We start from the raw sequence: 24727 nt of genomic DNA on the forward strand, positions 1-24727 counted from the left end.
TTAAAAATCAATTCAGTGAATATATGAGTGGTTTTAAATATGAGTGACTTTAAATAGAAGTGATGGACCAACAGCCCGGCGGTTTGGTTATCGGCGATTGGTGCCAGAACGGTGATAGGTTCGTGCCTGATGGGGTCGGTTATCCGTTTGCGGCATCACCGTACGCACGGCAAGGAGAAGATCAGACAGCAGCGGTGCGCTGAAACAGGGAAGAGGAGGAGAAACATTGCCGGATACGTTTTCATCCGGCAAGCGTAAGGTCATGCATTCAGCGCATCAAACGCCTGGCGTATATCGTCTTCCGGTAGCCGGATGCCGATAAACACCATCACGCTTTCGCGCGGTTCATCGACGCGCCATTCCCGGTCCCAGTCGGCGCTGTAGAGCCGCTGCACCCCCTGAAACAGCAGACGACGGTCATCGCCGTCGATCGCCAGCACGCCTTTATAACGCAGCAGGTTGTCGGCGCAGTTCAGCAATAACTGCTCCATCACCGCCGATACCGCCGCCATGTCTAGCGGGCGCGTCAGCCGCACCACCAGCGAGGTGATGGCGTTATCCTGTTCGATCAACGGCCGAAAACGCGGCAGAGACACCGACAGGCGATCGTTGAGCATGAAACCGTCGACGCCGAAGATCTGACGGTGGTCGATCTGACCGTTGACCACCCGATGCAGACCGGCGCGCGCATTGATGCGCGTCAGTCTCGCTTCCAGCTCCGAGGTATCGCCCGCCAGGTCGGTCTTGGTCAGTAATAACCGGTCGGCATAGCCCACCTGCGCCTGCGCCACGGTATGTCGACTCAACTGGTCGTCGGCGTGCACCGCATCCACCAGCGCAATCACGCCGTCCAGCAGGAAACGCTGGCTCAGGCGTTCATCGGAAAAAAAGGTCTGGATCACCGGCCCCGGATCGGCCATACCGGTGCATTCGATCACCAGCCGGTCGAAGACCAGTTCGCCGCGGTCAATACCGTCCAGCAGGTCATGCAGCGCGTCGGACAGCTCGTTGGCGCTGCTGCAACAGATACAGCCGTTGCTCAGCGTGGTAATGCGGGTCGCCCGGTCGCCCAGCAAGGCGTCGTCAATGGCGACCGCGCCGAATTCATTTTCAATCACGGCGATTTTCTCACCGTGGTCGGCATACAGCAGATGCCGCAACAGCGTGGTTTTACCGGCGCCGAGAAAACCGGTGAGAATAGTCGCGGGTAATACGTTGGTCATAATAGGAAAAAGCTCCTTGTCGCGCCTGTGCGCTTAACAGCACCGGAAACCGCCTTTGCCGCTGCCGCCGTAGCGTGCCTGCTGGCGTTCGCGGAAAAACTCCTCATAGCTCATGATGTCCTTGCCTGGGTGGTTGGTTTGCATGTGCTGCACATAGTTATCGTAATCCGGGATGCCCACCAGCATTCTGGCGGCCTGCCCCAGATATTTTCCCGCTTGCCCAAGGTTTCCGAACATATCGCCCTCTCTTTGTATCCGCTTGTCTGCGCGCCGACAGGACATGAACGCCGGCAGGCCCGTACAGGCGCCTGCCGGCGACGTCATCCCCGCAATCCGTCAGTGATGGGATGAGATCTTCACGCCGCCTTCCGGCACCGGCACATACGGTGTTTCCCGATCGGAGCGTTCCGACGAGTTTCGCACATTCATCGCGGTGCGGATGCCATAGAAAATTATGCTATACACCACCACCAGGAACAAAACGCTCAACGCAGCATTAGTATAGTTGTTGACGACAATGTGATGCATGTTGCTGATCTGCTGCGCGCTCAGATCGGTGCCTTCGGCAATACGCTGTTTGTAAGCGCGGGCCAGATACAGGAAGCCTTCCAGTTGCGGATCATTGCTGAACAGCTTCAGACCCAGCGCCCAGGTGGTGCAAATCAGCAGCCAGACCGCCGGCAACAGCGTTACCCAGATATAACGGGTGCGTTTCATCTTGATCAGCACCACGGTGCCCAGCACCAGCGCCACGGCAGCCAGCATCTGGTTGGAGATGCCGAACAGCGGCCACAGGCTCTTGACGCCGCCCAGCGGATCCACCACGCCCTGATACAGCAGGTAACCCCACAGGCCGACGCAACCGGCGGTGCCGACGATACCCGCCACCAGCGAATCGGTCTTTTTCAGGAACGGCGCGAAATTGCCCAGCAGGTCCTGCAGCATAAAGCGGCCAGAGCGGGTGCCCGCATCCAGCGCGGTCAGGATGAACAGCGCTTCGAACAGGATACCGAAGTGATACCAGAAGCCCATGTTGGCGCTCGGGATAATCTGATGGAACACATGCGCGATACCTACCGCCAGCGTCGGTGCGCCGCCGGCGCGGTTGAGCACGGACGGTTCGCCGATGTCCTTCGCGGTCTGCAGAATCTGCTCCGGCGAAATCACAAAGCCCCAGGAGCTGACGGTGGCCGCCGCATGCGCGGTGACGTCTTGCAGTTGCGCCATAATGGCCGGTGCGTTGGCGCCGCCCAGCTCATGCAGGTTAGGCATGGTGATGCCCAGCCCCACCGGCGGAGTGTTCATGGCGAAGTACAGACCCGGTTCGATGATCGACGCGGCGACCAGCGCCATGATGGCGACAAAGGACTCCATCAGCATCGCGCCGTAGCCGATAAAGCGGGCGTCGGTTTCGTTAGCCAGCAGCTTCGGCGTGGTGCCGGAAGCGATCAACGCATGGAAACCCGATACCGCGCCGCAGGCGATGGTAATAAACAGGAATGGGAACAGCGCGCCTTTCCACACCGGCCCGGTGCCATCGACAAACTGCGTCATGGACGGCATTTTCAGCTCAGGGTTGATGATCACGATGCCGATAGCCAGACCGACAATCACCCCGATTTTCAGGAAAGTCGCCAGATAGTCGCGCGGCGCCAGAATCAGCCACACCGGCAACAGCGCGGAGATAAAGGCATAGCCGATCAGCGCGAAGGTGATGGTGGTGTCTTTGAAGGTCAGCGCCGGGCCCCAGTACGGGTCGTGGGCGATAACGCCGCCGAACCAGATCGCCAGCAGCAGCAACACGATGCCGATCACCGACACTTCCCCTACCCGACCGGGGCGCAGGAAGCGCATATAAATACCCATAAACAGCGCGATCGGCACGGTGGAGCAGACGGTGAACACGCCCCACGGGCTTTCCGCCAGCGCTTTCACCACGATCAGCGCCAATACCGCCAGAATGATGATCATAATCAGGAAGCAGCCGAACAGCGCGATGGTGCCGGGCACCGGCCCCATTTCCTCTTTGATCATTTCACCCAACGATACGCCATTGCGGCGGGTCGACATGAACAGCACCATGAAGTCCTGCACCGCGCCCGCCAGCACCACCCCGGCCAGCAGCCACAGCGTGCCCGGCAGGTAGCCCATCTGGGCCGCCAGTACCGGACCTACCAGCGGACCGGCGCCGGCGATGGCCGCGAAGTGGTGGCCGAACAACACATTGCGGTTGGTCGGCACATAGTTGAGCCCGTCGTTGTTGACCACCGCCGGTGTGGCGCGGTTGGCGTCAAGCTCCATCACCTTGCGGGCGATGTACAGGCTGTAGTAACGGTAAGCGACCAGGTAGACCGCTACCGAGGCCACCACGATCCACATGGCGCTGACGTGCTCGCCGCGACGTAGCGCGACCACGCCGAGACAACAGGCCCCGATGAACCCCAGCAATACCCAGGGAAGATGCTTGAGAAGTTTATCTTTCATCTCTTTACTCTTCTTATGTAGTAGTAACGTTTCGTGACTTTATTCAGCCAGCAAGTCGGGTAAAAGCGGAATTTAGGTTAGCGGTCGGATAAGCTGCCGACCGGTCGCATACCGGAATAAGCGGTGACGGATTTTTACCTAAATTGACGAAAATTCACGCTTCAAAGGGCAGGAAAAACAGAACAAGAGATGCGCCGACGCCAACCAACGCGTCGGTCGAAAATACGGCGACAGAAAAACAGCAGGTCAGCCGGCCCGTACCAACACGGACCCGGCTTTCAGCCTTTAAGGCCGAGCAGTTGCTTGAGGGTTTTCAGGTAGCGGCGACTGACCGGCAGCGGCTGGCCGCTTTTCAGCACAATTTCCGCCTGACCGCTCTCCTCCAGCCGGATTTCGCGCAGATGGTCCATATTGACCAGATACTGCCGATGACAGCGTACCAGCGGGGTGCGGCTTTCCAGCGTTTTCAGGGTCAGTTCGGTAAAACACTCCTCTCCCTGCGGGCCGGTGACATATACCCCGCTCTGCCGCGAACTGGCAAACTGCACTTCGCTGCTTTTCATCAGGTAGATACGGCTGTGACCGGTACAAGGGATGTAGTCGAGGCCGGCCTGATGGTCGGGCAGTTTATCGACATTTTGCACGGGGCGCTCCCGGTGCAGATTACGCAGGGTTTTCGCCAGCCGCGGCGGGTCAATCGGCTTGAGCAGATAGTCGAACGCCTGTTCCTCAAACGCTTTGATGGCATATTCATCGTAAGCGGTAATGAACACGATGTAGGGCATGTTGTCCGGATCGATCATGCCGATCATCTCCAGCCCGCTGATACGCGGCATCTGAATATCCAGAAACACCACGTCGGGATGAAACCGGTGGATGGCGCTGATCGCTTCCACCGCATTCGCGCACTCGCCCACCAATTCAAGGCCGTCATCCTGTTCCAGCAGGCAGCGCAGGTTGTCCCGCGCCAGCGGTTCATCGTCAACAATCAGCACGCTCAACATGAGTGGCTTTCCTCACAAGGCAGGGTTAGATGGATATGGGTGTAGCGATCGGGCTCGCATTCCACGCTCAGGCCATAGTCGTTGCCGTAACGGCTGCGGATGCGCTTATCAACCAGATTCATCCCCAGCCCGGTGCAGTTGGTGCGCGGCTGGTACAGACCGGCATTATCCTCAATGCTCAATAACAGACGATCGCCCTGCTGGCTGGCGCTGATGGTGATCACGCCGGTACCCAGCAGATGCGCGGTACCGTGCTTAATGGCGTTTTCCACCAGCGGCTGTAACGAGAACGCCGGCAATCGCATCGACATCAGCGCCTGCGGCAGATTGAAGCGGACCTGCAATCGCTCCTGAAAACGCGCTTTCTCGATTTGCAGATAGGCGTTCACATGCTCGATCTCATCGGCCAGCGTGACGATCTCTTCAGAGCGTTTGAGGTTTTTGCGAAAGAAGGTCGACAATGATTGCACCAGTTGACCGGCCTGTTCGCTGTCGCGGCGGATCACCGCCAGCAGGGTATTGAGCGCGTTAAACAGGAAATGCGGGTTGACCTGGGCATGCAGCAGCTTGATTTCCGATTGGGTCAGCAACTGCTTGCTGCGCTCATACTGGCCTGCCAGGATCTGCGCGGCCAGCAGGCTGGCGATGCCTTCGCCGAAGGTGCGGTTGATCGAACTGAACAACCGGTTTTTAGCTTCGTACAATTTGATGGTGCCGATCACCTGCTGATTCTCGCCGCACAGCGGGATCACCAGCGTCGACCCCAGCCGGCAGGTGGACTGCAGCGAACACTGGTAAGGCGTTTCGTTGCCGTCGGCGTACACCACTTCGTTGTGCTCAATGGCGCGCCGGGTATGACCCGAGGCGATCGGCGTTCCCGGCAGATGGTGATCGTCGCCGATGCCAATAAAGGCCAGCAGCTTTTCGCGATCGGTGATCGCCACCGCGCCGATATCCATCTCCTGATAGATCACCTGCGCCACCCGCATACTGTTTTCTTCGTTAAATCCTTTGTGCAGGATACCTTCGGTACAGGCGGCGATTTTCAACGCCCGGGCCGAAAACGCCGAGGTGTACCTTTCGAACATCGCGCGCCGGTCCAGCAGGATACGCATAAACATCGCCGCGCCAATGCTGTTGGTGACAATCATCGGCGCGGCAATGTCCTTGACCAGTTTCAGCGCGTCATCAAACGGCCGCGCCAGCGACAGAATAATCGCCATTTGCAGCAATTCGGCGATAAACGTCACCCCCGCCACGGTAAAAGGATTGAACAGCCGGTCGACCCGCCCGCGCCGCATCAGCAAACGGTGCGCCATGCCGCCCAGCAACCCTTCGACGATAGTCGACACCATACAGCTGAACGCGGTCATGCCGCCGAGCGAATAACGGTGCAGCCCGCCGGTCATCCCCACCAGCATGCCCACGCCCGGCCCGCCGAGCAGACCGCCCAGCACCGCGCCGATCGCGCGCGTATTGGCGATGGAGTCCTGCACATGCAGTCCGAAATAGGTGCCCATGATGCAGAACATGGAAAACATGGCGTAGCACAACAGCTTATGCGGCAACCGAACCGTCACCTGCATCAACGGGATAAACAGCGGCGTTTTACTGAGCAGATAGGCGATCACCAGGTAGACGCACATCTGCTGGAGCAACAGTAAAACCAGTTTGAATTCATACATGATAAAAACTCGGACGGGGCAAAAAAAACCGGAAATCTGGCGATGCTCAGGGAAGCATACCCTAACACAAAAGCGCGGTGTTACTTTGACGAGATTCACTTATTTGTATACCCGTCATATTCCTTGCTACAGACGTGTTGGCTGTGTTACCCGGCCCGTTCCAACGTCGCCAAGTTGGCGGCAGATATCGCCGCTGCCGACAACCAGCCCTTGTCGCAACGTATTTATGCTCTGCAAAGGTTTATGAATACGGTCGCTCCCTTACTACTTACCACTTACCACTTACTGTTTACTACTATGCGCGGAACACCTGATCCGATACGAAAACCCGGCGGCTAACATCAAGCAGGTAGCTCAGAAGTGCGGTTATCGTGAAGACACCGCATTCAGACGCGCTTTTTCGCAACTAACTACTCATCAACCAGACCACAACTAAAAAATTACGATTTCAATCGTTCAGACAATTCGTTCTGGAATTCCGTGATGTTTGCGCCGCTTGCGCCCGCTACGCTATGGAAAGAGAGGGGTTCAAGATATTTCATTCCCACATACAGTGCGGTCGCTTTCATTGGCGTCAACACGTCACCGATGGTGCTCTGAACCAGCCCCTGATGAGAATAGGTATGTTCGCTTGCACCAGCAGAAGTCACAACCAGCAATTCCTTATCTTTTAGCGCAGTTCCTCCGGGCCCGAATGCCCAGCCATAAGCCCAGACTTCATTAAGATAGGCTTTCAGCATCGGAGTAAGGTTGAACCAGTGGATGGGATAAATAAAAACGACTCTGTCAACGCCATGATAGGATGCCTGCTCGCGGGGAATATCAAACCCGGAAATATTATCCCCATAGAGAGTTTCCAGATTTCTCACTTCAACATTATCCTGCGCCTCGGCCGCCTGTTGCAGCGCTTTAATAATAGTTGACCGCTCTTGATAAGGATGGGAAACAATAATTAACGTTTTCATTTTATTCCTTGCAGCGGGATAGCGAATAATATGATTCGCCATCCCTGATAGGGTGATATTAAATACCTTCGACTAACCAGGCTTGCGTTTTTGCAGCCGCGAGGCGGTAATCGATAATCGCCTGATATTCAGGAGAGCGGTGCCAGGCAAGGGCCTGTTCAGTATTGTCAAATTGCAGAATAATAATCCGCCCTTCTGGTGCAATACCTTCAACCGATACCGCATTGGCTACCTGGACAATCAATTTTCCGCCATAAGCCTTTACTGTCTCGCCCACCTTTTCCTGATAAGGTTTTAGCCCTTCCGAATTAGTGACGTTAACGCTAAAAATAAAATAAGCAGGTTTGCTGTTCTTCATCATGGTTTCTCAAATTATTTCAGTTCTCATCGACACAGGAGAACAACCGGGTAATTTTCAGAAAGCAAACGCAGTATAAGCGGCATCATTCATAACCAAAATGGCACCTATTGTTGAACTTCCTTCAACCTTAGGTTGATAATGACCGGGTTTGGCATTGGCCCATCCACCGTTTAAGGGACAGTTATGGAAGTGTCACGGCATGTACGATCCATCATGACATTCGTCGAAGCGGCAGATAATGGAAGCTTTGCGGCTACCGCCCGGCAGCTTGGCATCAGTGCGGCGGCAGTCAGCAAAAATATAGCCGGGCTGGAGCAGGTGTTGGGGGTGCGTCTGTTGAATCGCACGACGCGCCGGGTCACGCTGACGGAAGAAGGGGCCGCTTTTCTCGGTCAGGCTCGGGTCGCGCTGAACGCGCTGGAAAGCGCAGTAGACACCATCGCAGCGGGAAAACAGGAAACCAGCGGCCATGTGCGGATTTCAACCAGCGCCTCATTTGGGCGCGAACATGTTATTCCTACCCTGCCGGGCCTCATGGCGCGTTATCCCGCCCTGACTCTGGAAGTGGATTTCGACGACAGGATCACCGATCTGATTCACGACGGATATGACCTAACGATCCGAGGGGGGCGAATAGTTGATTCCTCGCTGATTTCCCGCCCGGTATGCCGCATGAATATGATACTGGTCGCCTCACCGGATTACCTCTCATCGCACGGCGAGCCCAAACATCCGGAAGCGCTGAAAAATCATAAACTGATAGCCAGACGTTTTCTGGGAGGACGGGTGTCCCCCTGGGGATTTCGGGACCACGACGGCAGTTTTTCAACCTTCGACCCCGAGCCTGCCGCGCTCACCTTGTCCGCCCCTGAAGCCCTGGTCGAGGCAGCCTGCATGGGAGTAGGGATTGCTCAGGTGGGGGTTCACACCGCGTTAAAAAAACTGATTTCGGGAGAACTGAAAATCGTCATGTTCGAACAGCACGATCCCGGAAATTACGAAATGGTGATCCAGTACCCCCACAGAGCATTAATCGCCCCGCGCGTGAGGGTTACCATCGAATATTTACTGGAGGCGTTCAGTAAGGATAGCGCCCTCACCTTTCCGTATGGCGATCTGGCCTCGTTCACATATTGAACCCTGCACCCGGCATTGCCAATTCCGGTAAAACACCGGGGTTTATCGCGGTTAACATCGTGTGACCGGGGTCATCAGATGTCGGTAAAGCCATCGCGGCGGGACAGCCTTTATTATCCACCGCTCCTGAAACAAAAAGACCCTGAATGAATGCATCCAGGGTCTTGAAAGCGCGAAAGCCATTCGCCGTTTAAGGATTAGCCGCGATTCTCTTCAATGTAACGAGCCAAATCCGCCGGGGTCTTCAGCACATTGGCGACTTCGGTCGGTGGGATCATGCAGCCGTAAACGTCTTGCACTTCCAGCACCAGATCTACCGCCAGAATAGAGTCGAGAATATCGGACTCAATCAGCTCATCGTTAAAGCCCACTTTGCGGGATAAGACCTTTTCAAACAGGGCGAGTATTTCTTGTTCCATCAGTTTTTCCTGGTGTAATCAGTTGGTGCGGGCATGGGTATCCAGCAGCTTACGGTCGATTTTGCCGTTAGGATTAAGCGGCAACGCATCTTTAATTATAATTTGAGAAGGCACCATATAGGGTGGAATCACCTTCGAAAGTGAAGTTTTAATCGCTTCAGGGGCTAAGTTCGTCACGCAGAACGCCGCAATACGCAGAACGCCGCCGCCCGATTTCATCAGCGGCAGCACCACCGCTTCACTGATATCGGACATCGCCAGCAGGCGATTTTCAATCTCGTTGATTTCGATGCGGTAGCCATTCAGTTTGATCTGGCTGTCATTTCGGCCCTGGCAGTACAGGATACCCTCATCCTCGTAGCCCAGATCGCCGGTTCTGTAGCCCCGGAACGCTTCACTCTCCCGATGCAGCAATTTCTCCGCGTTCTCCTTAGAGAGCCCGAGGTAGCCGCGCATCACGTTTTTACCCCAAATAATCAGCTCGCCTTCAGCGGTAATTTCCATTCTGGAGTCCGGCATCATCGCGCCGATCGGCAGCAGGTCGTTTTCGCTGTGCAGGATTTCATCGGTGATTTCGATGACGGTTGTCGCGATGGTTGCTTCCGTTGGGCCATAGGAGTTGAGAATTTTGGCGTGCGGGAAGCGGCGGCGTAACTGTTTTACCAGCGCTTTGTTTAACACTTCGCCGATGAACACGAAGACGCTGAGTTCGGGTAAATATTCACTGTTGAACTGCGCAGAGAGCAGTCTCTGGTAGGCAAAAGAAGGCGTTGAAACCCAGACGGAAACGCCGTTGCGTTTCAGCCGCTCAAGCCAGTTTTCTGCGGCGATATCCTCTTTCGCGTTCAGAACGATGTGCCCCCCGGTTGCCAGATTCGCCAGCAGCGGGATCAACGAGAGATCGAAGCTGAATACCGCATGGTTCATCAGCACCGGCACTTCAGGCAGTGAAAAGTCCTGGCGCACCCACTTCATGAAGTGCCACAGGCTTTCACGCCCGATCTGCACCCCTTTGGGCTTTCCGGTGCTTCCGGAGGTGAACATGATATAAGCGAGATCCTGCTCGGCCAGCACCTGACCCGCCTCACCGGTTGCAACGAACTGCTTTGTCGCCACATCGTAATAGTAAGGCGCACTCGCCAACTGGCAAATTTCTTTAAGCCGCTCCTGAGGATAGATGCAGTCCACCGGGATATACGGAATGTTATGCAATAGGCAGCTATAGATAGCCACGGCAAATTCAGCCTGCTGATGTCCGTATAAAACTACCGGTGTGCCGGCAGGCTGTCGGCACTGCTGATAGCGCTGCGACCAGTCGGTAACGGCTACGGATAGCTGTTGCCAGGTCATGGCGTCGTCGCTGCCGCTAATCGCCAGCTGATGTGGGTTCGCGGGCTCAAGTAATGCCGTACGCAAGAAATCTTGCAGTTCCTGAAGCTCGGAGTGAGGGTTCATAGAGGTGACATTCCGCTAAAGATGTAAAGGGAGACAGCGGCGCTTGCCAGCGTCAGAATTCGTCCCAAAAACACAATAACTGGATAATGTAACCAGTTGCTGAGCGTCGGACTGCGTTTGGCTGACCACTGCAACATGTTGTGAGCAACGGAAATGGCGCCAAACAGCGCGCCGCTGATGATATAGTGTCGCTCAAGTCCGTTCCACGCACCCATGCAAAACAGGGTGCAAAATATACCAATGTTTTGTGCCAGCGTTTTATTCTGTCGGAAAAAATCGATCTTCATCAGATTCATATAAATCGGCATAAAAACCACATCCCTTAGCCATTCAGACAAACTAATGTGGAAGCGGCGCCAAAAATCCTGTGGGTTCTTCGCCAGAATGGGCATATTGAAGTTCGCTGGGATATTCAGGCCAAATAAACGCCCGGCCCCAATCGCCATGTTACTGTAACCAGCAAAGTCAAAATAAAGATAAGCGCTATAGGCCAACGACATAACGACGCCGACGCTTAGCGTAAACGGGCGATGGCTCCATGACTGAATAACCAGGTTGTCGATAAGCATTGCTAATAAGAATTTCTGGATAATACCGACAAAAATTTGCTCCATGGCAGGTAAAAACTGCTCACGGGTGATAGTAAAAACCTGTTTATTAATATCATTAGTCCATGTCCGCCAGCGATACATCGGACCGGCCGTGATAATAAATGGCAGGAAAAGATAGCAAAAGTAATGCAGAAAGTTTTGACCATCTTTTTTGGTACGATAAAGCAAGACATCAATAGCGCGGAAAGTCATAAAGGACAAGCCGAGCATGCCCAGATGGTGGTTGAGGTGCAATTTCACCAAAAACAACGGGAGCAGAGTCAGGCAGACCGCCTGCCAGGTTTTTAACCAGCCTTTCTCTTTCAGCGTGACCAGAATATAAAATCCCAGGAAAACTGCCACGGGCACAATATAATCACCCTGGAAAATATATCCCCAGCCTAGTATTGTCAGCACCGAAAAAGCGGATAAATAAGTCAGTCGGTAATTAAATAGCCGATTAACCAACGCAAACAGCAATGCTGATAAAAACAGAAAGAAAAAAAATGTTCCGGAGCTATACATCATTCATCCTTCAGAACTTTTGATATTCAAAATGCACTTTTAAACTCATGCTGTCATCAACAGAGGTCCACGCGACGATGGTAACCGCCAGAAAGAGATAAAGAAAAAAAAGGCGAATAGCGTATTTCATCGTTTAAAACTCTCAGCAATAAAACGGTCCATCACAACCCATGCCGGGTCTGTCGGGTGCAGGCGATCCCAATTCCAGCCGTTCTGATAAGGTTGCGCGTACATATCCAGATAAGACACCTGATTCGCCTCCAGCACCGACCGGATCTGTTTATCAATAGACTGGAATTTCTCAGAGTTTTTAATCGCCCACGGATTAATCGCATCGACAATCACCACAAACTGGACGTGGCGCTCTTTCAGAAGTTTGATGGTCGCCTGGAAGGCTTCCATTTGTGTGGGATATAGCGGTGCGTCATCCCACACATCCGGCGTGGGATCATCATCGAATACAGACTTATCCATCCACAATGTCTCCGCGCTTTGCTGGCGAGACTTATTCAGTTCATGGGCATGAGCCAGTTCGTTATCCCAATCGGGAACGATTTCAGTCGCAGGCTGAGTGGGCCAAGGTTGTGAAGGCTGCGGGACAATTCCCAACATTGCCAGCCAGTCGTTCTTTACCATCTCGCAGAAGATCGCAAACTGATAACTTATTTCCTGCCAGATAATATTCAGGTTCCAGCCATAGATGCCCATTTGAGCAAAAGTTAAATGGCTGATCTCTTCTTCATTAATATGATGTTGCAAATAATCAACCAGAAAATTTCGTGCCTGAGCATCTTCCATCAGGGGATTAAAAACCGATGCCGGAAAATTGTCGGCAAAAACTGCCGGGGGGATACCATCGCCGTAAAAACTATCCGGCGCCAGTTGTAAAACAACCTTGCTGTTCGCATTCAGGTCATTTTTAAAACGTGAGAGCAGTAAAAAATGCGCGACGTTATCGATATAAGCATCACCATAGGCGACTAGCGGTCGCTTTAACTGATTATTAAAGTAATTATATACCGCGTAATGTTCATCTTCAGATGTGGATACTTCCGAAGCACCGATGAAAAAAATCGCATTTCCCTGCAATGCATAGGAGATCGTGGCCATTTTCTCCTTCAGTTCTTTTGACGTTCCTTCCAGGGTTTTAATCAGCGGCTGGAATGTTAGCGGCGGATCAAAGCTCGTCACCAGCGGGGGAACGCTCAGAAACAGGATGGCCAGGGTCGCCATCAGGATATGTAGGCAGATAGTATTTTTGATTTTTATCATAAAAGTAAAACTACATGGCATCAAATTGTTTAAAAATTGTTAACTTCTTATCTTCACAGTGAATCAACCACTGTTTTTTTCGACACTATATACCAAGCTAATATTCGATGATGAGTACTGCTGTGTAACGGTATGTACAGGGTTTAGCCCGCCTTAAGTATAAGCGACATACCCGGCACAGGGATGAGGGAAAAGGGGGAATGCAGGGGCTGATGTCATTGCCATCAGCGACCCCGTTATACACTTTCCGTGTGGTACGCCGGTTTCAGGGCCTGAAGGGGCTTTGGTGGATAAATCGAACTTTTGGCAGATTACAGGATCGGATCACGCATCATCCTGATAAAACCGGGTATGCCGAGGCAAAGCAGGCGTTCAACATCACCGACTGACGAGTCTACAACAAAGCGCTTATCACTCGTGGCTCTCTTCCTTCCTGGTTCGGTGAGTCAACCATCCAGACCCGGTTAGGATTGCCGGGAGACTGACATAATCCTGAACGGTTGAAAAGCGAAGTCGCGCAGGCATCATCACCCTGTGGTGTTAACCCACTCACTAGAGTTGCACTACGAGCCTCTCCGTTACCTAAAAATATTTATGGTACGCGGGTAATTTTCGTTGTTCCTTTTATGGTGGAAAGCTCGTGATACTGACCATTCGAGTAAATAAACATAACTCTAACCGTGCCGGCATAAGCACCAAATCCATTTTTAGCATTGACCGATACAGGGATAATCCAGCCAAACATTAACTGTTCTTTATCGGCTGGAACATTCATAACCCACGAATAACCTTTATAAGGTTCAAAAAATTTATAATGGGCACTGTAGGGATCTTTTAAACGATAATAAAAATGATTTTTAATACTTTGTTTATAGTCGCCGGGTAGCGTTCCATAATTAGCAAGTTGAACCTGTAACGGATCGGGTGCCTGTGATTTTGCTATACATCCTGTCAACAGGATTGTCATGGCAAAAAAAAGAATACATTTTCGCATGGATTGCATCTCAGCCTGAGTGAAGCCTTTCTTGTCGCAAGATACGCTAGCATCGCACGCTACGTGTGGTCTATATACCATTGATAAACGGATTGTTTATCAATGAGTGAACGGGTGGTGAGTGGCTCATCACCTTTTGGTTTCGCGTTATCGTTTCGTGTAACGACAGCCACAGCCGCTCTATCGGATTCAGCCACGGCGAATAGGTCGGCAAAAACAGCAGCCGGAACTTCCTGTTCTCCGACAGCCAGCGCTCCACTTTGCGGCTTTTATGGATGATGTCGTTATCAACCACCAACGTAATGGTTTTGGCTCGCCGGTATGTGCGTCGTAATGCTCGTCGGCGCGGCTCTGCGCCAGACCATACCCTCCTGTTTGAAGTATCGGTGCAAAGTGGAGCGGTGAAGTGTCACGTCAAAAAGCCGGTTGACGATACGGGTCAGTAACTCCGTGCTCCAGCATATTGATAGAGCCTGACTATGCTACGGCTACTCGTGAGTACGTGAGTCACAGCTAATTTGCCGCTGCACCGCCTTACGCTCGACATAACCACTAGCCGGCTTCCTTCACTCGCTGCGGAAATATTTCCAGCAGCCATTCGATAAACACGCGTAGCCGGTGTGTGACATGACGATTTTGCGGATAAACAACGTGGAAAGGATACGGGGCTGGACGCCATTCCTGAAGAATTTCTGTCAAAACGCCTTCCTCAATAGCCTTACCAGCAGAATAGCTGAATGTCTGAACAATACCGATCCCCGCCAGTGCAGCGGCCAGATGGGCATTGCTTTCGTTGATCCCGATACGGTGATCAATTTTAATTTCTTTTTTTTCCCCTTGACGTTCAAAGCGAAAAGGAGAGGCTTTGCCGTTCTGTGGCGAGATAAAGCTAACCAGACGATGCCCGTTTTTAAGCTCTTCTGGATAGGAAGGTGTCCCGTAGCATTTCAGGTAAGACGGCGTGGCGCAGGTTACAAACGTTGCCGAGCCAATATAGCGCGCAATAAGGGACGAATTTTCCAGCGGACCGCCGCGAATGACACAATCCACATTATCGCTTATCAGATCAACGGTACGGTCCGAGACACCTAAATCGATGTGGATATCGGGATAACGCGTCAGGAAATCAGGCAGCGCAGGGATCAGTACATCGCAGGCAGTGGAACCGCCGATATCAATGCGCAGTTGTCCACGCGGTTTGCTTCGCGCGGCGTTGAATGCGCCGTCAATATCTTCCAGATCGCGCAGTATCCGTGTGCTCTTTTCATAATATTCCCGACCTTCGGGAGTCACAGTAACGCGGCGAGTCGTGCGGTGCAATAAACGGACGCCGAGATGCGCTTCCAGCTCCTGAATCAGTTTACTCATTGTGGCATTGGGCATCGCCAGTGAGTCCGCCGCGCGGGTGAAATTACCCGCTTCCACTACCCGGGAAAACGCCCGCATTGCCATCAGTTGATCCATCCTAATCCTCCGTACAATAGCCCATCAAATTATACACATCAGTGAATAGTTATTTTCATTTTTCACTATTTCTCAATAAAAACGACAGCGCTACTGTAGCGCCATAGGCAGCACATCAAGCGTACCCATTAATCTGAATTTGATACTGAGGAGATGAAAATGAGCAAACAACTGAACGGAAAAATCGCCCTGATCACCGGGGGTACAAGTGGAATTGGTCTGGCAACGGCCAAAGAGCTGGCGGCACAGGGCGCACGCGTATTCATAACCGGTCGTCGTCAGGCAGAACTCGACTCGGCGGTCGCTGATATCGGCGGCAGTGCAACCGGTATTCGCGCCGATGCGTCAGTACTGGCGGATCTGGACAAGGTGTATGCGCAAATTGCGAAAAGTGCCGGACAACTGGATATTCTCTTCGCCAATGCCGGCGGTGGCGACATGTTGCCGCTGGGAGCGATTACCGAAGAACATTTTGACCGTATCTTCGGCACCAACGTTCGCGGGGTGTTATTCACCGTGCAAAAAGCACTGCCGCTACTGACCAATGGCGCATCCATCATCCTCACTGGCTCAACGACCTCGGTCCAGGGTACGGCCAGTTTTAGTGTTTACAGCGCCAGCAAAGCGGCGGTGCGTAACTTTGCGCGCTCATGGTTGCTGGATCTCAAAGAACGCGGCATTCGGGTTAATGTCGTCAGCCCCGGCCCAATACGTACGCCAGGCTTGGGCGGGCTGGTCGCCGACGAGCATCGTCAGGGATTATACGACGCGCTGGCAGCTCAGGTACCACTCGGACGTCTGGGGGAGGCGGAAGAAATTGGCAAAGCGGTAGCTTTTCTCGCTTCCGGTTCAGCCAGCTTTATTAACGGCATCGAACTGTTTGTCGATGGCGGTATGGCGCAGATTTAAGAGTCAAAACAATCGGGCTGCTGCTGATAGCGCTCTGCGCCCTGCCAGCAGCCCGGGCACAGGAGGAGCCCATAGCACCACAAGAACTTACCGGCGCGCAACAACTGAATCGCCCGCCATTTTTTCATCTGGAACAGCCCTACCTGGAACAACAGCAACGCTGGCGTACAAGCCATAATCCTTCATTGCCGAAATCAAGAATGGCGAGCGCAGGCTTGATGTGGTGGAGTTTATGCAACTGGCCCGTTGGCTGGCGCTGGACCCAGTCCACGAACTTAACAGCATTCCCTCCAGGCTCAAGCCACTAAATTACGCCCCACACACCGGCTGTGGATAAATACACGCTGCCCGCCGGCGCAATAGCGATTCGAGCCAATCAACAGCAGCCTGTAAACGGCTCAATGTACCGAGAACCGTAACCCCGGCGTAGCTCAGAGTAAAAACCAGCGCAGGAAATTCAGGTAATCGATTGATTTATATGGTTCGGTAATAGGAATAGAACATGTGTCTTATTTTATTGATAATATTAAAAAATAACTCACTCCATCTTTGTAGATACCCGAGTATAAGGAAAAAACCGCAGCGAAGGCGACGTGCAATACCCACCTCGCTTTCATCCGCGCGCTGTTGAATCTTGCCGTCACGTGGAAGTGGCTCGGCCAGGCACCAAAGATCTCCACACCGCGGATTAAAACGGACGGATACGCTGGCTGACAGAGGAAGAATCAAAGCGGTTATTTGCCAACATCGCGCCGCATTTCTTCCCACTGGTTGTGTTTGCAATTACAACCAGGCTGCGACGATCAAAAGTTACCGATCTCGAATGGTCGCAAGTGGACCTCGGAAAACGGATCGCCTAGATGCAGCCGAATGAAACCAAAGCAGGTAACACGATAGGCGTTCCGCTTAATGAGACCGCTCTGCAAATACTGAAGGCTCAGCAGGGCAGGCATTAGCAACTTCCGATGCCACGACTTAAGACACACATGGGCAAACTGGCTTGTCCAGTCGGGCGTGTCTCTGCTCGCATTAAAAGAACTGGGCGGGTGGGAAACGCTGGAAATGGTACAGCGGTACGCTCATTTGTCGGCGGGGCATCTGAGTGAACACGCCTGCAAAATCGATGCGATTTTAGAACGAAATGGCACAAATATGTCACAAGGAGGGAATGTGATTTATATGAAATCGGGATAATAGGAATGGAATATGAATGTTAATTAATTGATAATAATACAAAATAATACATTACATCTTTACTGATACCCCCAAATATACCCCCAGCGACTTTTGCGCCCCGGTCATTCGAGTGTTTTTTGAACAATTCAATACTTCATTCTGAATGCTTCGGCCATCATGCCTATCTTGTACATGTGGTTATTATTTCGCGCCATCTTATGCGCTTCGGGTTTCAGAATGATAATCAGCAGGTAGGCATCTGGATCACTGGCACCCGGCAGTACACCAAGTGAGCCTGATCGCGGGTTCGTTTGAACTGACGTAAAAACTTCGGGAAAGGGGCATCCGCATCAGCAAGATGAATGTGCGCTACCTGCTCTTCTTTCACCAGGGGATAGGTGCGGTCATCATCATAAGGGGCGTCACGGCCAAAGGTATCCGGCAACACGCCGTCTTTTTTATAGGACAGAAAATCCGCCACCAAATCATCCAGCTCTTGCGGGCTTAATTGCTGGCGGATCAGTGTTGATTTGAAAATCCTTATGCTCATTCCGTGAACTCGGTCAGATCCTTGTCAGAGGCGTTTTGCAGCAGTGTCTGCCCGTTCTGCGCAATCTCGCTTAACCGTTCAGCGCTTGGACGAAAACGCGCAGCGGTATGCACCCTACCCTGCTTCTCTTCCAACAGATCGATCAGTTCTTCAAAGACCTTTGCGCTGACCATGTAGCCAGCCGGGCGATTGTTGGATAGAACGGCAACCGGTTCATCAATAAAATATTTCGCTGGGTTTTTTCTTAACTCTGTGATGTTGATAGATTTTTCAGCAAGAATGCGTTCCATAAATCACCTGTAAAATGTCTGTTATAGTGATCATTTTAATGTACATCATAATAAACATCCAGTTACACGCTCAAAAAACAGACAACGCTAATACCACGGCCCGGTGTTTAACAGGCTGCTTTTCTGGCTTCCCACTCTGCCTTTTCTACCTTCCTAATCAGCCGTCCGGTCATTCTTGTCATTTTCGCATCTGACACCCGCCAATATGCGGCCTCGGTTTTTATCAGCCTGGCTAACTTTCTTTCAAAGGTTTCCCAGCGCATACGGGTTGGCTTTGCAAGCCACCGAGCGGGGTTAAACAGGTTGTCTGCGGGTGGGAAATCATCGCCCCAAATCGCCCGGAGCTGCTTGCGCACACTCAGCAATAAACGGTCATCCTCATCCACTAAGAGTTCCCGTGTTAGCCAATATCTTTGTCACTGTTGTTGCCGTCATACATCTCTACATTCTTATTCTCGAAATGTTTTCGTGGGATACGAAAATAGGTCGAAAAACATTTAATCTCAGTGCTGATTTTGCGCACGAGACCCGTACGTTGGCTGCGAATCAGGGACTGTATAACGGCTTTCTGGCGGCAGGTTTACTTTGGGGGGGTATAGCTGGGTGAAAACGGAATTCAGATCACTGACTTTTTTCTGGTCTGCGTGTTGATTGCCCTGCTGCTTCGCTAATTATTAAAGGTTTTTAGCTGATGACTCCCTTCACCATCCCTTCTCTCTAACAAAGGGATAAAGAGATCGGTGCAGTGAAGGGTTTAGCATGTGTAACCCGTTAATAAGTGACTTCCACATCGGTGAAAGTAAAGCGTTTCGTCTGATCTTTGTCCTGAAAACCGATGCGAACAAAGACTTTCAACGCTTCAAAATAAGCATAATCGCTACTGGCTTCTCTCCCGTCACCAAGATCTTCCTTACAGATAAATTCCAGATAACGTCCTGGAAATTTGGGATTGAGATCTGCGGCGCTACGCCATTCTCTACCGACAACGCAGCTTTGACTCAGCAATTTTTCTTTTCCTGGTTTATCTCTGTTTGCAATCTGGCTATGCGAGGTATATGCCTCTCCCTGGCGCAAAGGGAGTGCAATTGTATTATCCAGGGTTTTGCTGACCCACGGCGCGTCAGACATGGTTTCCCATTTCTTCACATCCACCAGATTAAATAAACGCTGGTATTGCGAATAGAACACAATATTGGCTATCGCCATCTTCACGATAGTTAGCGTCGTACCGTCCGGCTGGGCATCAATTCTGGCCATCAGCCCTACACCATCGCCTTGCGAACCACTTTGAGTATAACGGAGCGAACGGAAGGCTGGTCTTTGCTGAGAATCGGATAAAGTTTTATCAATGACGCTTGCCACCTCAGTTGGAAGCGTAAAGCGTTGCAACGCTGCCGGGGTATTGTGCTCAAGATCCGGCAGAGCGGGCATATCATCACTCATCTCTTTTTTACGCCACGTGAGCGTTCCATTACCAGTATAATGAGTGAAGTCTTTGATAGCGCAAAGCTCTTTTGCCACACTGGTCATGTTGGGCGACAGCGCTGCGAACGTAGCATCTTTCGCGGAAACGCTGTCAGAAACAACACCCTGATTATCCAGTGAGAAAGTGATTAATGCCATGCTTTCAGCTTTTTCACAGTTGAGTATGACATCCTGGATTTTTACTGAATAAGGAGCACCATATTTTTCGTCATGATGGATGCTGTCGTAATCCGTCGCCAGACGTGCTTTCAGCATTTCTCCTTTTCTCAGGCTATTGTTCACATCTACAAACAGCTTCTCACCGGGTTGCTCCCATGAAGAAAAGCCCCGCCACATCGATTCGGGAATATTCTGATTACAAAGGTTCAGCTCAGGCTTTGTCATCAGCAAGCTGTCTGCATCTGGTTCAAACGGTGTGCCCGGTGTATAGCGGTCAATAGAGTCCAGACTGTAAACACGTAGCCCTTTATCCAGTTGGGCGTTCATAAATAGTAGCGTTTTCTTCCCGCTATGGCAGTCGGTGTGAAGCCATATTTCATGCGTCTGGTTAGTCTGGGTGATGACGCGATATGCCGCGTTTATCCCTTGCCCAATTCTGACGGTACTATCGGGTAACCAGTCGATGCTTTTGATAGGGACAGGGGGAGGAATATCAATGGCAAGTACCGGAGCAGCAAGGATGAATCCCAAGTAAAGTGCGGCGATGCGTTTCATTTCTAGTCCATGGCTGGAAAACTGAAAATAAAGAGCGATTATAATATTGCAAAAAGCAAAGCATTATAATGCTGAACATGAAGGTTTTAAGGTATGGCCATATTCGTTTGCTAATCGCTGTCCCTGAGCCAAAGCCAGTGGCGCAGGCCACGAAAAACACGCACCTGGCCTTTATCAGGGCGTTGTTGCGAGCAGCCGAACATGATTGGAAGTTGCTGGAGCGAGCGCCGAACGTCAAGACGCCAACACCGAAAAACAAACGCATACGGTGGCTGGAGCCTCATGAAGCGCAGCGTTTAATCAATGAGTGTTCCGATCCGCTGAAATCAGTTGTTGAGTTCGCCCTCTCAACCGGGTTGCGCAGGTCGAACATTATCAATTTGGAGTGGTCGCAGATAGACATGCAGGGCGGGTTGCCTGGGTAAACCCGTAGGACTCAAAAAACGGCAGGGCTATCGGCGTTGCGCTGAATGATGTGGCGTGTCAGGTTCTACGCCGGCAAATAGGGCGCAGTAGCCAACATGTTTTTGTGTATGTCACTGCGTCAACCCGACCGGACGGGTCGGAAACGAAACGCATCAGGAAAATGCGGTACGATGCAAACACGGGGTGGAGGGCGGCGCTACGCCGGGCTGGTATAACAAATTTCCGGTTTCACGATCTGCGGCATACGTGGCCAGCTGGCTGGTACAGGCGGGAGTACCATTATCTGTACTGCAAGAAATGGGCGGCTGGGAGAGCATAGAAATGGTGCGCAGATATGCACATCTGGCACCAAATCACCTGGCCCAGCACGCCAGCCAGACAAGATTTTAAGGAGTGATGACACAAATACGGCACAGACCAGTAAGTTACGAGCGTGATAAATCGTATAACTTATTGATTTATATGGTGCCGATAATAGGAGTCGAACCTACGACCTTCGCATTACGAATGCGCTGCTCTACCAACTGAGCTATATCGGCGTGGGAATCGTCCTGCGAATGCGTGACGATGAACTACGGGGTGACAAACTAGTAAAATCGTTCTGGCAAGTCAAGACTTCAAGATACCGTCTGACGATTTTCTAAACGACTGGCCCGGCAGGCGTGAAAACACGGCCGCCGGGCATTGATGTAGATCAAGCACGCACCAAATCGTCGCCGTAACCGATCCATTTGTACGTGGTCAGCGCTTCCAGCCCCATCGGGCCGCGCGCGTGCAGTTTCTGGGTGCTGACCGCCACTTCCGCGCCTAAACCGAACTGACCGCCGTCGGTAAAACGGGTGGTGGCGTTGACGTACACCGCCGAGGAATCCACTTCGCGCACGAACTGCTCGGCACGGCTCAGAGAACGGGTCAGGATAGCATCGGAGTGCTGGGTGCCGTGCTCACGGATGTGATCGATAGCGTCGTCAATATCTGCGACCAGCTTCACGTTCAGATCCAGCGACAACCACTCGTCGTCATAATTCGCGGCTGCTACCGCGGTGACGTTCGCCGGGCCGTCGGCCAGCAACGGCAACGATGCCGGGCAGGCATGCAAACTGACGCCCACCTGTTTCATACGCTCGCTCAGCGCCGGCAGGAAAGCGTCGGCAATACCCTGGTGTACCAGCAGCGTTTCCACCGTGTTGCAGGTGCTGGGACGCTGGGTTTTAGCGTTGACAATCACCTTCAGCGCCGGTTCGAACTCCATCGACTCGTCGACATAGATATGGCACACGCCAATGCCGCCGGTGATTACCGGAATGGTGGACTGCTCGCGGCACAGCTTGTGCAAGCCGGCGCCGCCGCGAGGGATCAGCATGTCGACGTAGCGATCAAGTTTCAGCAGTTGGTTAACCAGTTCACGATCCGGGCTTTCAATCGCCTGAATCGCCGCGGCGGGCAGACCACACTCGGTCAGCGCCTGTTGGATGACCTTCACGGTAGCCGCGTTGGTGCGATACGTCTCTTTGCCGCCGCGCAGAATCACCGCATTGCCGGTTTTCAGGCACAGGCTAGCGACATCCACCGTGACATTCGGACGGGCCTCATAGATTACGCCGACCACGCCCAGCGGCACGCGGCGTCGTTCCAGTTTCAGACCGTTATCCAGAATGCGGCCGTCGATAATTTCGCCTACCGGATCGTTCAAACGGCAAACCTGACGCACATCATCGGCAATCGCCTTCAGGCGCGCCGGAGTCAGTTGCAGACGGTCCAGCAGCGCTTCGCTCATGCCGCTTGCTCTGGCTTGCGCCAGATCCTGCTCGTTAGCGGCCAGAATGACGTCATGCTGCGCTTCCAGCAGATCCGCTATCGTCATCAGCGCCTGATTTTTCTGGCTGGTGCTGAGCGCCGCCAGCTGATAAGAGGCTTTTTTGGCCGCTTTACCCATTTGCTCAAGCATCGCCTGCTCCTTAAATAATGATCATGTCGTCGCGGTGGACGGCCACCGGGCCGTATTCGTAACCCAGAATCTCCGCAATCTGCTGAGAGTGATGCCCGGCGATCATACGCAGCGCATCGCTGTTATAACGGGTGACGGCATGTGCCAGGTCACGCCCGTTCAGGCTGCGGATGCGAATCACCTCGCCGCGGGAGAAATTGCCCGCCACGTCGCGGATGCCTTTCGGCAGCAACGAACTGCCGCGTTCCAGCATGGCGGCCAGCGCGCCGTCGTCAACGGTGATTTCACCGGCGGGCGGCGCGCCAAAAATCCAGCGTTTACGGCTTTCCAGCGGGGTTTCCAGCGCGTGAAAACGGGTACCGACCGATATATCGTTAATCACATCGGCAATCACGCCGACTCGGTTGCCGGCGGCGATGATCACATCGATGCCGGAACGACAGGCGACATCCGCCGCCTGCAGTTTGGTGGACATCCCGCCCGTACCGAGGCCGGACACGCTGCCGCCGGCAATCTGGCGCAGTTCGTCGGTCACGCCCTGCACTTCACGAATCAGTTCTGCATCGGGATTGGAACGCGGGTCGGCGGTGAACAACCCGGCCTGATCGGTCAGCAGCAGCAGTTTGTCGGCATCCGCCAGCATAGCGGCCAGCGCCGACAGGTTATCGTTGTCGCCGACTTTGATTTCAGCGGTGGCAACCGCATCATTCTCGTTAATGACCGGTACGATATGGTTGTCGAGCAAGGCGCGCATGGTGTCGCGGGCGTTGAGGAAGCGTTCGCGGTCCTCCAGATCGGCGCGGGTCAGCAGCATCTGACCGACGTGAATACCGTAAATGGAAAACAGCTGTTCCCACAGTTGAATCAACCGGCTCTGCCCTACAGCGGCCAGCAACTGCTTGGTGGCGATGGTCGGTGGCAGTTCCGGGTACCCCAGATGCTCGCGGCCGGCGGCAATCGCCCCGGAAGTCACAATCACGATGCGATGCCCTGCGGCATGCTGCTGGGCGCACTGGCGCACCAGTTCGACAATATGGGCACGGTTAAGACGGCGCGAACCGCCGGTCAGCACGCTGGTGCCCAGTTTTACAACCAAGGTCTGGCTGCCACTCATAATTTTTCTGCCGTTGCGTTGAACAATAAACAATTAAGGATGAAAAAACGTTGTAACAGGAGAGACGCGCTATGCCAACCGGCACAACGCGAAAACCCCAGGCTCCGGCGCGATGCCGGACAGTATCACGGTCGTGCGGAGAGGGAAAAAGGTGGGTCGAGTTGTTCTACCAGCGCCTGCAGGCGGGTGTGGAAATCTTCACGGGTAGCCAGCACTTTCTCATGTACCTCAGTATCTTTGATGTTTTCTTCGCGCCAGTTGCCAGCCTTGTCAAACAGACCGATACGGTAGGCATAGAACAGAGTTTGCTCCTGCCACTCCAGATTAAGCCACCAGCCCCAAAACTCTCGCTTTTCCGGCGCAGGTTTTACATTGACACAAACCGCCAGGCAATCAAAGAAAAAACGGTTTTCTTCGCACTGACTTTCACGTAAATAAGGCCCTAACGAAGCAAAGCGCTTCATAAGCCTGCTTTTCACTGCCATGACACCCTCCTTAAATCAGAAGACTTCCAAGCATTCACAGCGATCGAAGATG

General features: G+C 52.8%; 22 protein-coding genes, 1 tRNA gene and 5 pseudogenes. 5 read left to right on the forward strand and 23 right to left on the reverse strand.

Annotation, left to right across the window (positions count from 1 at the left end; translation table 11 throughout):
- Nucleotides 1-260 precede the first annotated feature (260 nt).
- The 7 genes from yjiA to DXX3274_RS17215 form a co-directional block, all read right to left on the reverse strand.
- Nucleotides 261-1223: a GTPase gene (yjiA, locus tag DXX3274_RS17180; RefSeq protein WP_042860806.1), complete on the reverse strand. Its 963-nt coding sequence runs from the start codon at nucleotides 1221-1223 to the stop codon at nucleotides 261-263.
- A gap of 33 nt (nucleotides 1224-1256) precedes the next feature.
- Complete coding sequence (locus DXX3274_RS17185) at nucleotides 1257-1460, reverse strand: YbdD/YjiX family protein (RefSeq protein ID WP_024106984.1); 204 nt, start codon at nucleotides 1458-1460, stop codon at nucleotides 1257-1259.
- Between the two features lie 99 nt (nucleotides 1461-1559).
- Nucleotides 1560-3707 (reverse strand): carbon starvation CstA family protein, encoded by a 2148-nt coding sequence (locus DXX3274_RS17190; RefSeq protein WP_039693518.1) that lies wholly within the window; start codon nucleotides 3705-3707, stop codon nucleotides 1560-1562.
- Nucleotides 3708-3985: 278 nt separating this feature from the next.
- Nucleotides 3986-4711 carry a two-component system response regulator BtsR gene (btsR, locus tag DXX3274_RS17195; RefSeq protein ID WP_042860807.1) on the reverse strand — a complete coding sequence of 242 codons (726 nt, stop codon included), beginning with the start codon at nucleotides 4709-4711 and terminating at the stop codon, nucleotides 3986-3988.
- Nucleotides 4705-6396: a sensor histidine kinase gene (locus tag DXX3274_RS17200; protein ID WP_042860809.1), complete on the reverse strand. Its 1692-nt coding sequence runs from the start codon at nucleotides 6394-6396 to the stop codon at nucleotides 4705-4707. Before DXX3274_RS17200 ends, btsR begins: the two co-directional genes overlap by 7 nt.
- Before the next feature lie 440 nt (nucleotides 6397-6836).
- The gene (locus DXX3274_RS17210; protein ID WP_042860811.1) at nucleotides 6837-7361 is read right to left on the reverse strand and encodes an NAD(P)H-dependent oxidoreductase; all 525 of its coding nucleotides are present in this window, start codon (nucleotides 7359-7361) and stop codon (nucleotides 6837-6839) included.
- Between the two features lie 58 nt (nucleotides 7362-7419).
- Nucleotides 7420-7722, reverse strand: coding sequence for a DUF1330 domain-containing protein (locus DXX3274_RS17215; protein ID WP_238556054.1), 303 nt, complete (start codon nucleotides 7720-7722; stop codon nucleotides 7420-7422).
- Nucleotides 7723-7905: 183 nt separating this feature from the next.
- Between DXX3274_RS17215 and DXX3274_RS17220 the strand changes: the two genes are divergently transcribed.
- Nucleotides 7906-8859, forward strand: a complete 954-nt coding sequence (locus DXX3274_RS17220) for a LysR family transcriptional regulator (RefSeq protein ID WP_042860813.1) — start codon at nucleotides 7906-7908, stop codon at nucleotides 8857-8859.
- A gap of 197 nt (nucleotides 8860-9056) precedes the next feature.
- On the opposite strand, the gene DXX3274_RS17225 is transcribed toward DXX3274_RS17220, so the two are convergent.
- From DXX3274_RS17225 to DXX3274_RS17250, 7 genes and pseudogenes are all read right to left on the reverse strand, one after another.
- On the reverse strand, nucleotides 9057-9278 hold the full coding sequence (locus DXX3274_RS17225; RefSeq protein WP_033570547.1) for an acyl carrier protein: 222 nt from the start codon (nucleotides 9276-9278) through the stop codon (nucleotides 9057-9059).
- Between the two features lie 18 nt (nucleotides 9279-9296).
- Nucleotides 9297-10733, reverse strand: a complete 1437-nt coding sequence (locus DXX3274_RS17230) for an AMP-binding protein (RefSeq protein WP_042860814.1) — start codon at nucleotides 10731-10733, stop codon at nucleotides 9297-9299.
- Nucleotides 10730-11848 carry a cytochrome c552 gene (locus DXX3274_RS17235; RefSeq protein ID WP_042860816.1) on the reverse strand — a complete coding sequence of 373 codons (1119 nt, stop codon included), beginning with the start codon at nucleotides 11846-11848 and terminating at the stop codon, nucleotides 10730-10732. The genes DXX3274_RS17230 and DXX3274_RS17235 overlap by 4 nt, the downstream gene beginning before the upstream one ends.
- Nucleotides 11849-11974: 126 nt before the next feature.
- The gene (locus tag DXX3274_RS17240; protein WP_193747043.1) at nucleotides 11975-13120 is read right to left on the reverse strand and encodes a D-alanyl-lipoteichoic acid biosynthesis protein DltD; all 1146 of its coding nucleotides are present in this window, start codon (nucleotides 13118-13120) and stop codon (nucleotides 11975-11977) included.
- A 592-nt stretch (nucleotides 13121-13712) separates the two neighbouring features.
- Nucleotides 13713-14114 (reverse strand): hypothetical protein, encoded by a 402-nt coding sequence (locus tag DXX3274_RS23040; protein WP_071604035.1) that lies wholly within the window; start codon nucleotides 14112-14114, stop codon nucleotides 13713-13715.
- 133 nt (nucleotides 14115-14247) lie between these two features.
- Nucleotides 14248-14572 (reverse strand): annotated as a pseudogene (locus tag DXX3274_RS24555) (transposase); the annotation flags it as partial.
- 94 nt (nucleotides 14573-14666) lie between these two features.
- Complete coding sequence (locus DXX3274_RS17250; protein ID WP_042860818.1) at nucleotides 14667-15578, reverse strand: LysR family transcriptional regulator; 912 nt, start codon at nucleotides 15576-15578, stop codon at nucleotides 14667-14669.
- Nucleotides 15579-15737: 159 nt separating this feature from the next.
- Here DXX3274_RS17250 and DXX3274_RS17255 point away from each other — a divergent pair, with 159 nt between their 5' ends.
- Nucleotides 15738-16487 carry an SDR family oxidoreductase gene (locus tag DXX3274_RS17255; protein ID WP_042860819.1) on the forward strand — a complete coding sequence of 250 codons (750 nt, stop codon included), beginning with the start codon at nucleotides 15738-15740 and terminating at the stop codon, nucleotides 16485-16487.
- Here DXX3274_RS17255 and DXX3274_RS24040 read toward each other — a convergent pair.
- Nucleotides 16484-16663, reverse strand: coding sequence for a hypothetical protein (locus DXX3274_RS24040; protein ID WP_042860820.1), 180 nt, complete (start codon nucleotides 16661-16663; stop codon nucleotides 16484-16486). The genes DXX3274_RS17255 and DXX3274_RS24040 overlap by 4 nt on opposite strands.
- A 379-nt stretch (nucleotides 16664-17042) precedes the next feature.
- On the opposite strand from DXX3274_RS24040, the pseudogene DXX3274_RS24560 reads away from it, so the two are divergent.
- A pseudogene (locus DXX3274_RS24560) lies at nucleotides 17043-17681 on the forward strand (site-specific integrase); the annotation flags it as partial.
- Between the two features lie 128 nt (nucleotides 17682-17809).
- Here DXX3274_RS24560 and DXX3274_RS17265 read toward each other — a convergent pair.
- From DXX3274_RS17265 to DXX3274_RS17275, 3 genes and pseudogenes are all read right to left on the reverse strand, one after another.
- Nucleotides 17810-18213, reverse strand: a pseudogene (locus DXX3274_RS17265) (type II toxin-antitoxin system YafO family toxin).
- Nucleotides 18210-18503: a type I toxin-antitoxin system antitoxin YafN gene (yafN, locus tag DXX3274_RS17270; protein ID WP_033570551.1), complete on the reverse strand. Its 294-nt coding sequence runs from the start codon at nucleotides 18501-18503 to the stop codon at nucleotides 18210-18212. Before yafN ends, DXX3274_RS17265 begins: the two are co-directional and overlap by 4 nt.
- Before the next feature lie 107 nt (nucleotides 18504-18610).
- Nucleotides 18611-18889 (reverse strand): hypothetical protein, encoded by a 279-nt coding sequence (locus tag DXX3274_RS17275; RefSeq protein ID WP_050569897.1) that lies wholly within the window; start codon nucleotides 18887-18889, stop codon nucleotides 18611-18613.
- A gap of 11 nt (nucleotides 18890-18900) precedes the next feature.
- Here DXX3274_RS17275 and DXX3274_RS23065 point away from each other — a divergent pair.
- Nucleotides 18901-19159: pseudogene (locus DXX3274_RS23065) on the forward strand (DUF1304 domain-containing protein); the annotation flags it as partial.
- Nucleotides 19160-19274: 115 nt separating this feature from the next.
- On the opposite strand, the gene DXX3274_RS17280 reads toward DXX3274_RS23065, so the two are convergent.
- Nucleotides 19275-20702, reverse strand: coding sequence for a hypothetical protein (locus DXX3274_RS17280; RefSeq protein ID WP_042860821.1), 1428 nt, complete (start codon nucleotides 20700-20702; stop codon nucleotides 19275-19277).
- 119 nt (nucleotides 20703-20821) lie between these two features.
- Here DXX3274_RS17280 and DXX3274_RS17285 point away from each other — a divergent pair.
- Nucleotides 20822-21506: pseudogene (locus DXX3274_RS17285) on the forward strand (site-specific integrase); the annotation flags it as partial.
- A gap of 85 nt (nucleotides 21507-21591) precedes the next feature.
- Here the strand turns inward: DXX3274_RS17285 and DXX3274_RS17290 are convergent.
- The 4 genes from DXX3274_RS17290 to crl all read right to left on the reverse strand — a co-directional run bounded on the left by DXX3274_RS17290 (nucleotide 21592) and on the right by crl (nucleotide 24675).
- Nucleotides 21592-21667 (reverse strand) — tRNA-Thr (locus DXX3274_RS17290).
- Between the two features lie 155 nt (nucleotides 21668-21822).
- The gene (gene proA / locus DXX3274_RS17295; RefSeq protein WP_042860822.1) at nucleotides 21823-23076 is read right to left on the reverse strand and encodes a glutamate-5-semialdehyde dehydrogenase; all 1254 of its coding nucleotides are present in this window, start codon (nucleotides 23074-23076) and stop codon (nucleotides 21823-21825) included.
- 10 nt (nucleotides 23077-23086) lie between these two features.
- Nucleotides 23087-24190, reverse strand: coding sequence for a glutamate 5-kinase (gene proB / locus DXX3274_RS17300; protein WP_042860823.1), 1104 nt, complete (start codon nucleotides 24188-24190; stop codon nucleotides 23087-23089).
- A gap of 125 nt (nucleotides 24191-24315) precedes the next feature.
- A complete protein-coding gene (gene crl, locus DXX3274_RS17305) occupies nucleotides 24316-24675 on the reverse strand; it encodes a sigma factor-binding protein Crl (RefSeq protein WP_042860824.1) in 360 nt (119 codons plus the stop codon).
- Nucleotides 24676-24727: the final 52 nt, after the last annotated feature.

The organism is Dickeya sp. NCPPB 3274 (assembly GCF_000406205.1).
Lineage (GTDB): Bacteria > Pseudomonadota > Gammaproteobacteria > Enterobacterales > Enterobacteriaceae > Dickeya > Dickeya fangzhongdai.

What these genes read in the sequence shown, in the direction of transcription:
- DXX3274_RS17225 (WP_033570547.1), bottom strand. Translation starts at nt 9,278, where the DNA reads ATGGAACAAGAAATACTCGCCCTGTTTGAAAAGGTCTTATCCCGCAAA.
- DXX3274_RS17235 (WP_042860816.1), bottom strand. Translation starts at nt 11,848, where the DNA reads ATGTATAGCTCCGGAACATTTTTTTTCTTTCTGTTTTTATCAGCATTG.
- yafN (WP_033570551.1), bottom strand. Translation starts at nt 18,503, where the DNA reads ATGGAACGCATTCTTGCTGAAAAATCTATCAACATCACAGAGTTAAGA.
- DXX3274_RS24040 (WP_042860820.1), bottom strand. Translation starts at nt 16,663, where the DNA reads ATGGCTTGTACGCCAGCGTTGCTGTTGTTCCAGGTAGGGCTGTTCCAG.
- crl (WP_042860824.1), bottom strand. Translation starts at nt 24,675, where the DNA reads ATGGCAGTGAAAAGCAGGCTTATGAAGCGCTTTGCTTCGTTAGGGCCT.
- DXX3274_RS17190 (WP_039693518.1), bottom strand. Translation starts at nt 3,707, where the DNA reads ATGAAAGATAAACTTCTCAAGCATCTTCCCTGGGTATTGCTGGGGTTC.
- proA (WP_042860822.1), bottom strand. Translation starts at nt 23,076, where the DNA reads ATGCTTGAGCAAATGGGTAAAGCGGCCAAAAAAGCCTCTTATCAGCTG.
- btsR (WP_042860807.1), bottom strand. Translation starts at nt 4,711, where the DNA reads ATGTTGAGCGTGCTGATTGTTGACGATGAACCGCTGGCGCGGGACAAC.
- DXX3274_RS17215 (WP_238556054.1), bottom strand. Translation starts at nt 7,722, where the DNA reads ATGATGAAGAACAGCAAACCTGCTTATTTTATTTTTAGCGTTAACGTC.
- DXX3274_RS17210 (WP_042860811.1), bottom strand. Translation starts at nt 7,361, where the DNA reads ATGAAAACGTTAATTATTGTTTCCCATCCTTATCAAGAGCGGTCAACT.
- DXX3274_RS23040 (WP_071604035.1), bottom strand. Translation starts at nt 14,114, where the DNA reads ATGCGAAAATGTATTCTTTTTTTTGCCATGACAATCCTGTTGACAGGA.
- DXX3274_RS17230 (WP_042860814.1), bottom strand. Translation starts at nt 10,733, where the DNA reads ATGAACCCTCACTCCGAGCTTCAGGAACTGCAAGATTTCTTGCGTACG.
- DXX3274_RS17185 (WP_024106984.1), bottom strand. Translation starts at nt 1,460, where the DNA reads ATGTTCGGAAACCTTGGGCAAGCGGGAAAATATCTGGGGCAGGCCGCC.
- proB (WP_042860823.1), bottom strand. Translation starts at nt 24,190, where the DNA reads ATGAGTGGCAGCCAGACCTTGGTTGTAAAACTGGGCACCAGCGTGCTG.
- DXX3274_RS17200 (WP_042860809.1), bottom strand. Translation starts at nt 6,396, where the DNA reads ATGTATGAATTCAAACTGGTTTTACTGTTGCTCCAGCAGATGTGCGTC.
- yjiA (WP_042860806.1), bottom strand. Translation starts at nt 1,223, where the DNA reads ATGACCAACGTATTACCCGCGACTATTCTCACCGGTTTTCTCGGCGCC.
- DXX3274_RS17250 (WP_042860818.1), bottom strand. Translation starts at nt 15,578, where the DNA reads ATGGATCAACTGATGGCAATGCGGGCGTTTTCCCGGGTAGTGGAAGCG.
- DXX3274_RS17220 (WP_042860813.1), top strand. Translation starts at nt 7,906, where the DNA reads ATGGAAGTGTCACGGCATGTACGATCCATCATGACATTCGTCGAAGCG.
- DXX3274_RS17240 (WP_193747043.1), bottom strand. Translation starts at nt 13,120, where the DNA reads ATGATAAAAATCAAAAATACTATCTGCCTACATATCCTGATGGCGACC.
- DXX3274_RS17280 (WP_042860821.1), bottom strand. Translation starts at nt 20,702, where the DNA reads ATGAAACGCATCGCCGCACTTTACTTGGGATTCATCCTTGCTGCTCCG.
- DXX3274_RS17255 (WP_042860819.1), top strand. Translation starts at nt 15,738, where the DNA reads ATGAGCAAACAACTGAACGGAAAAATCGCCCTGATCACCGGGGGTACA.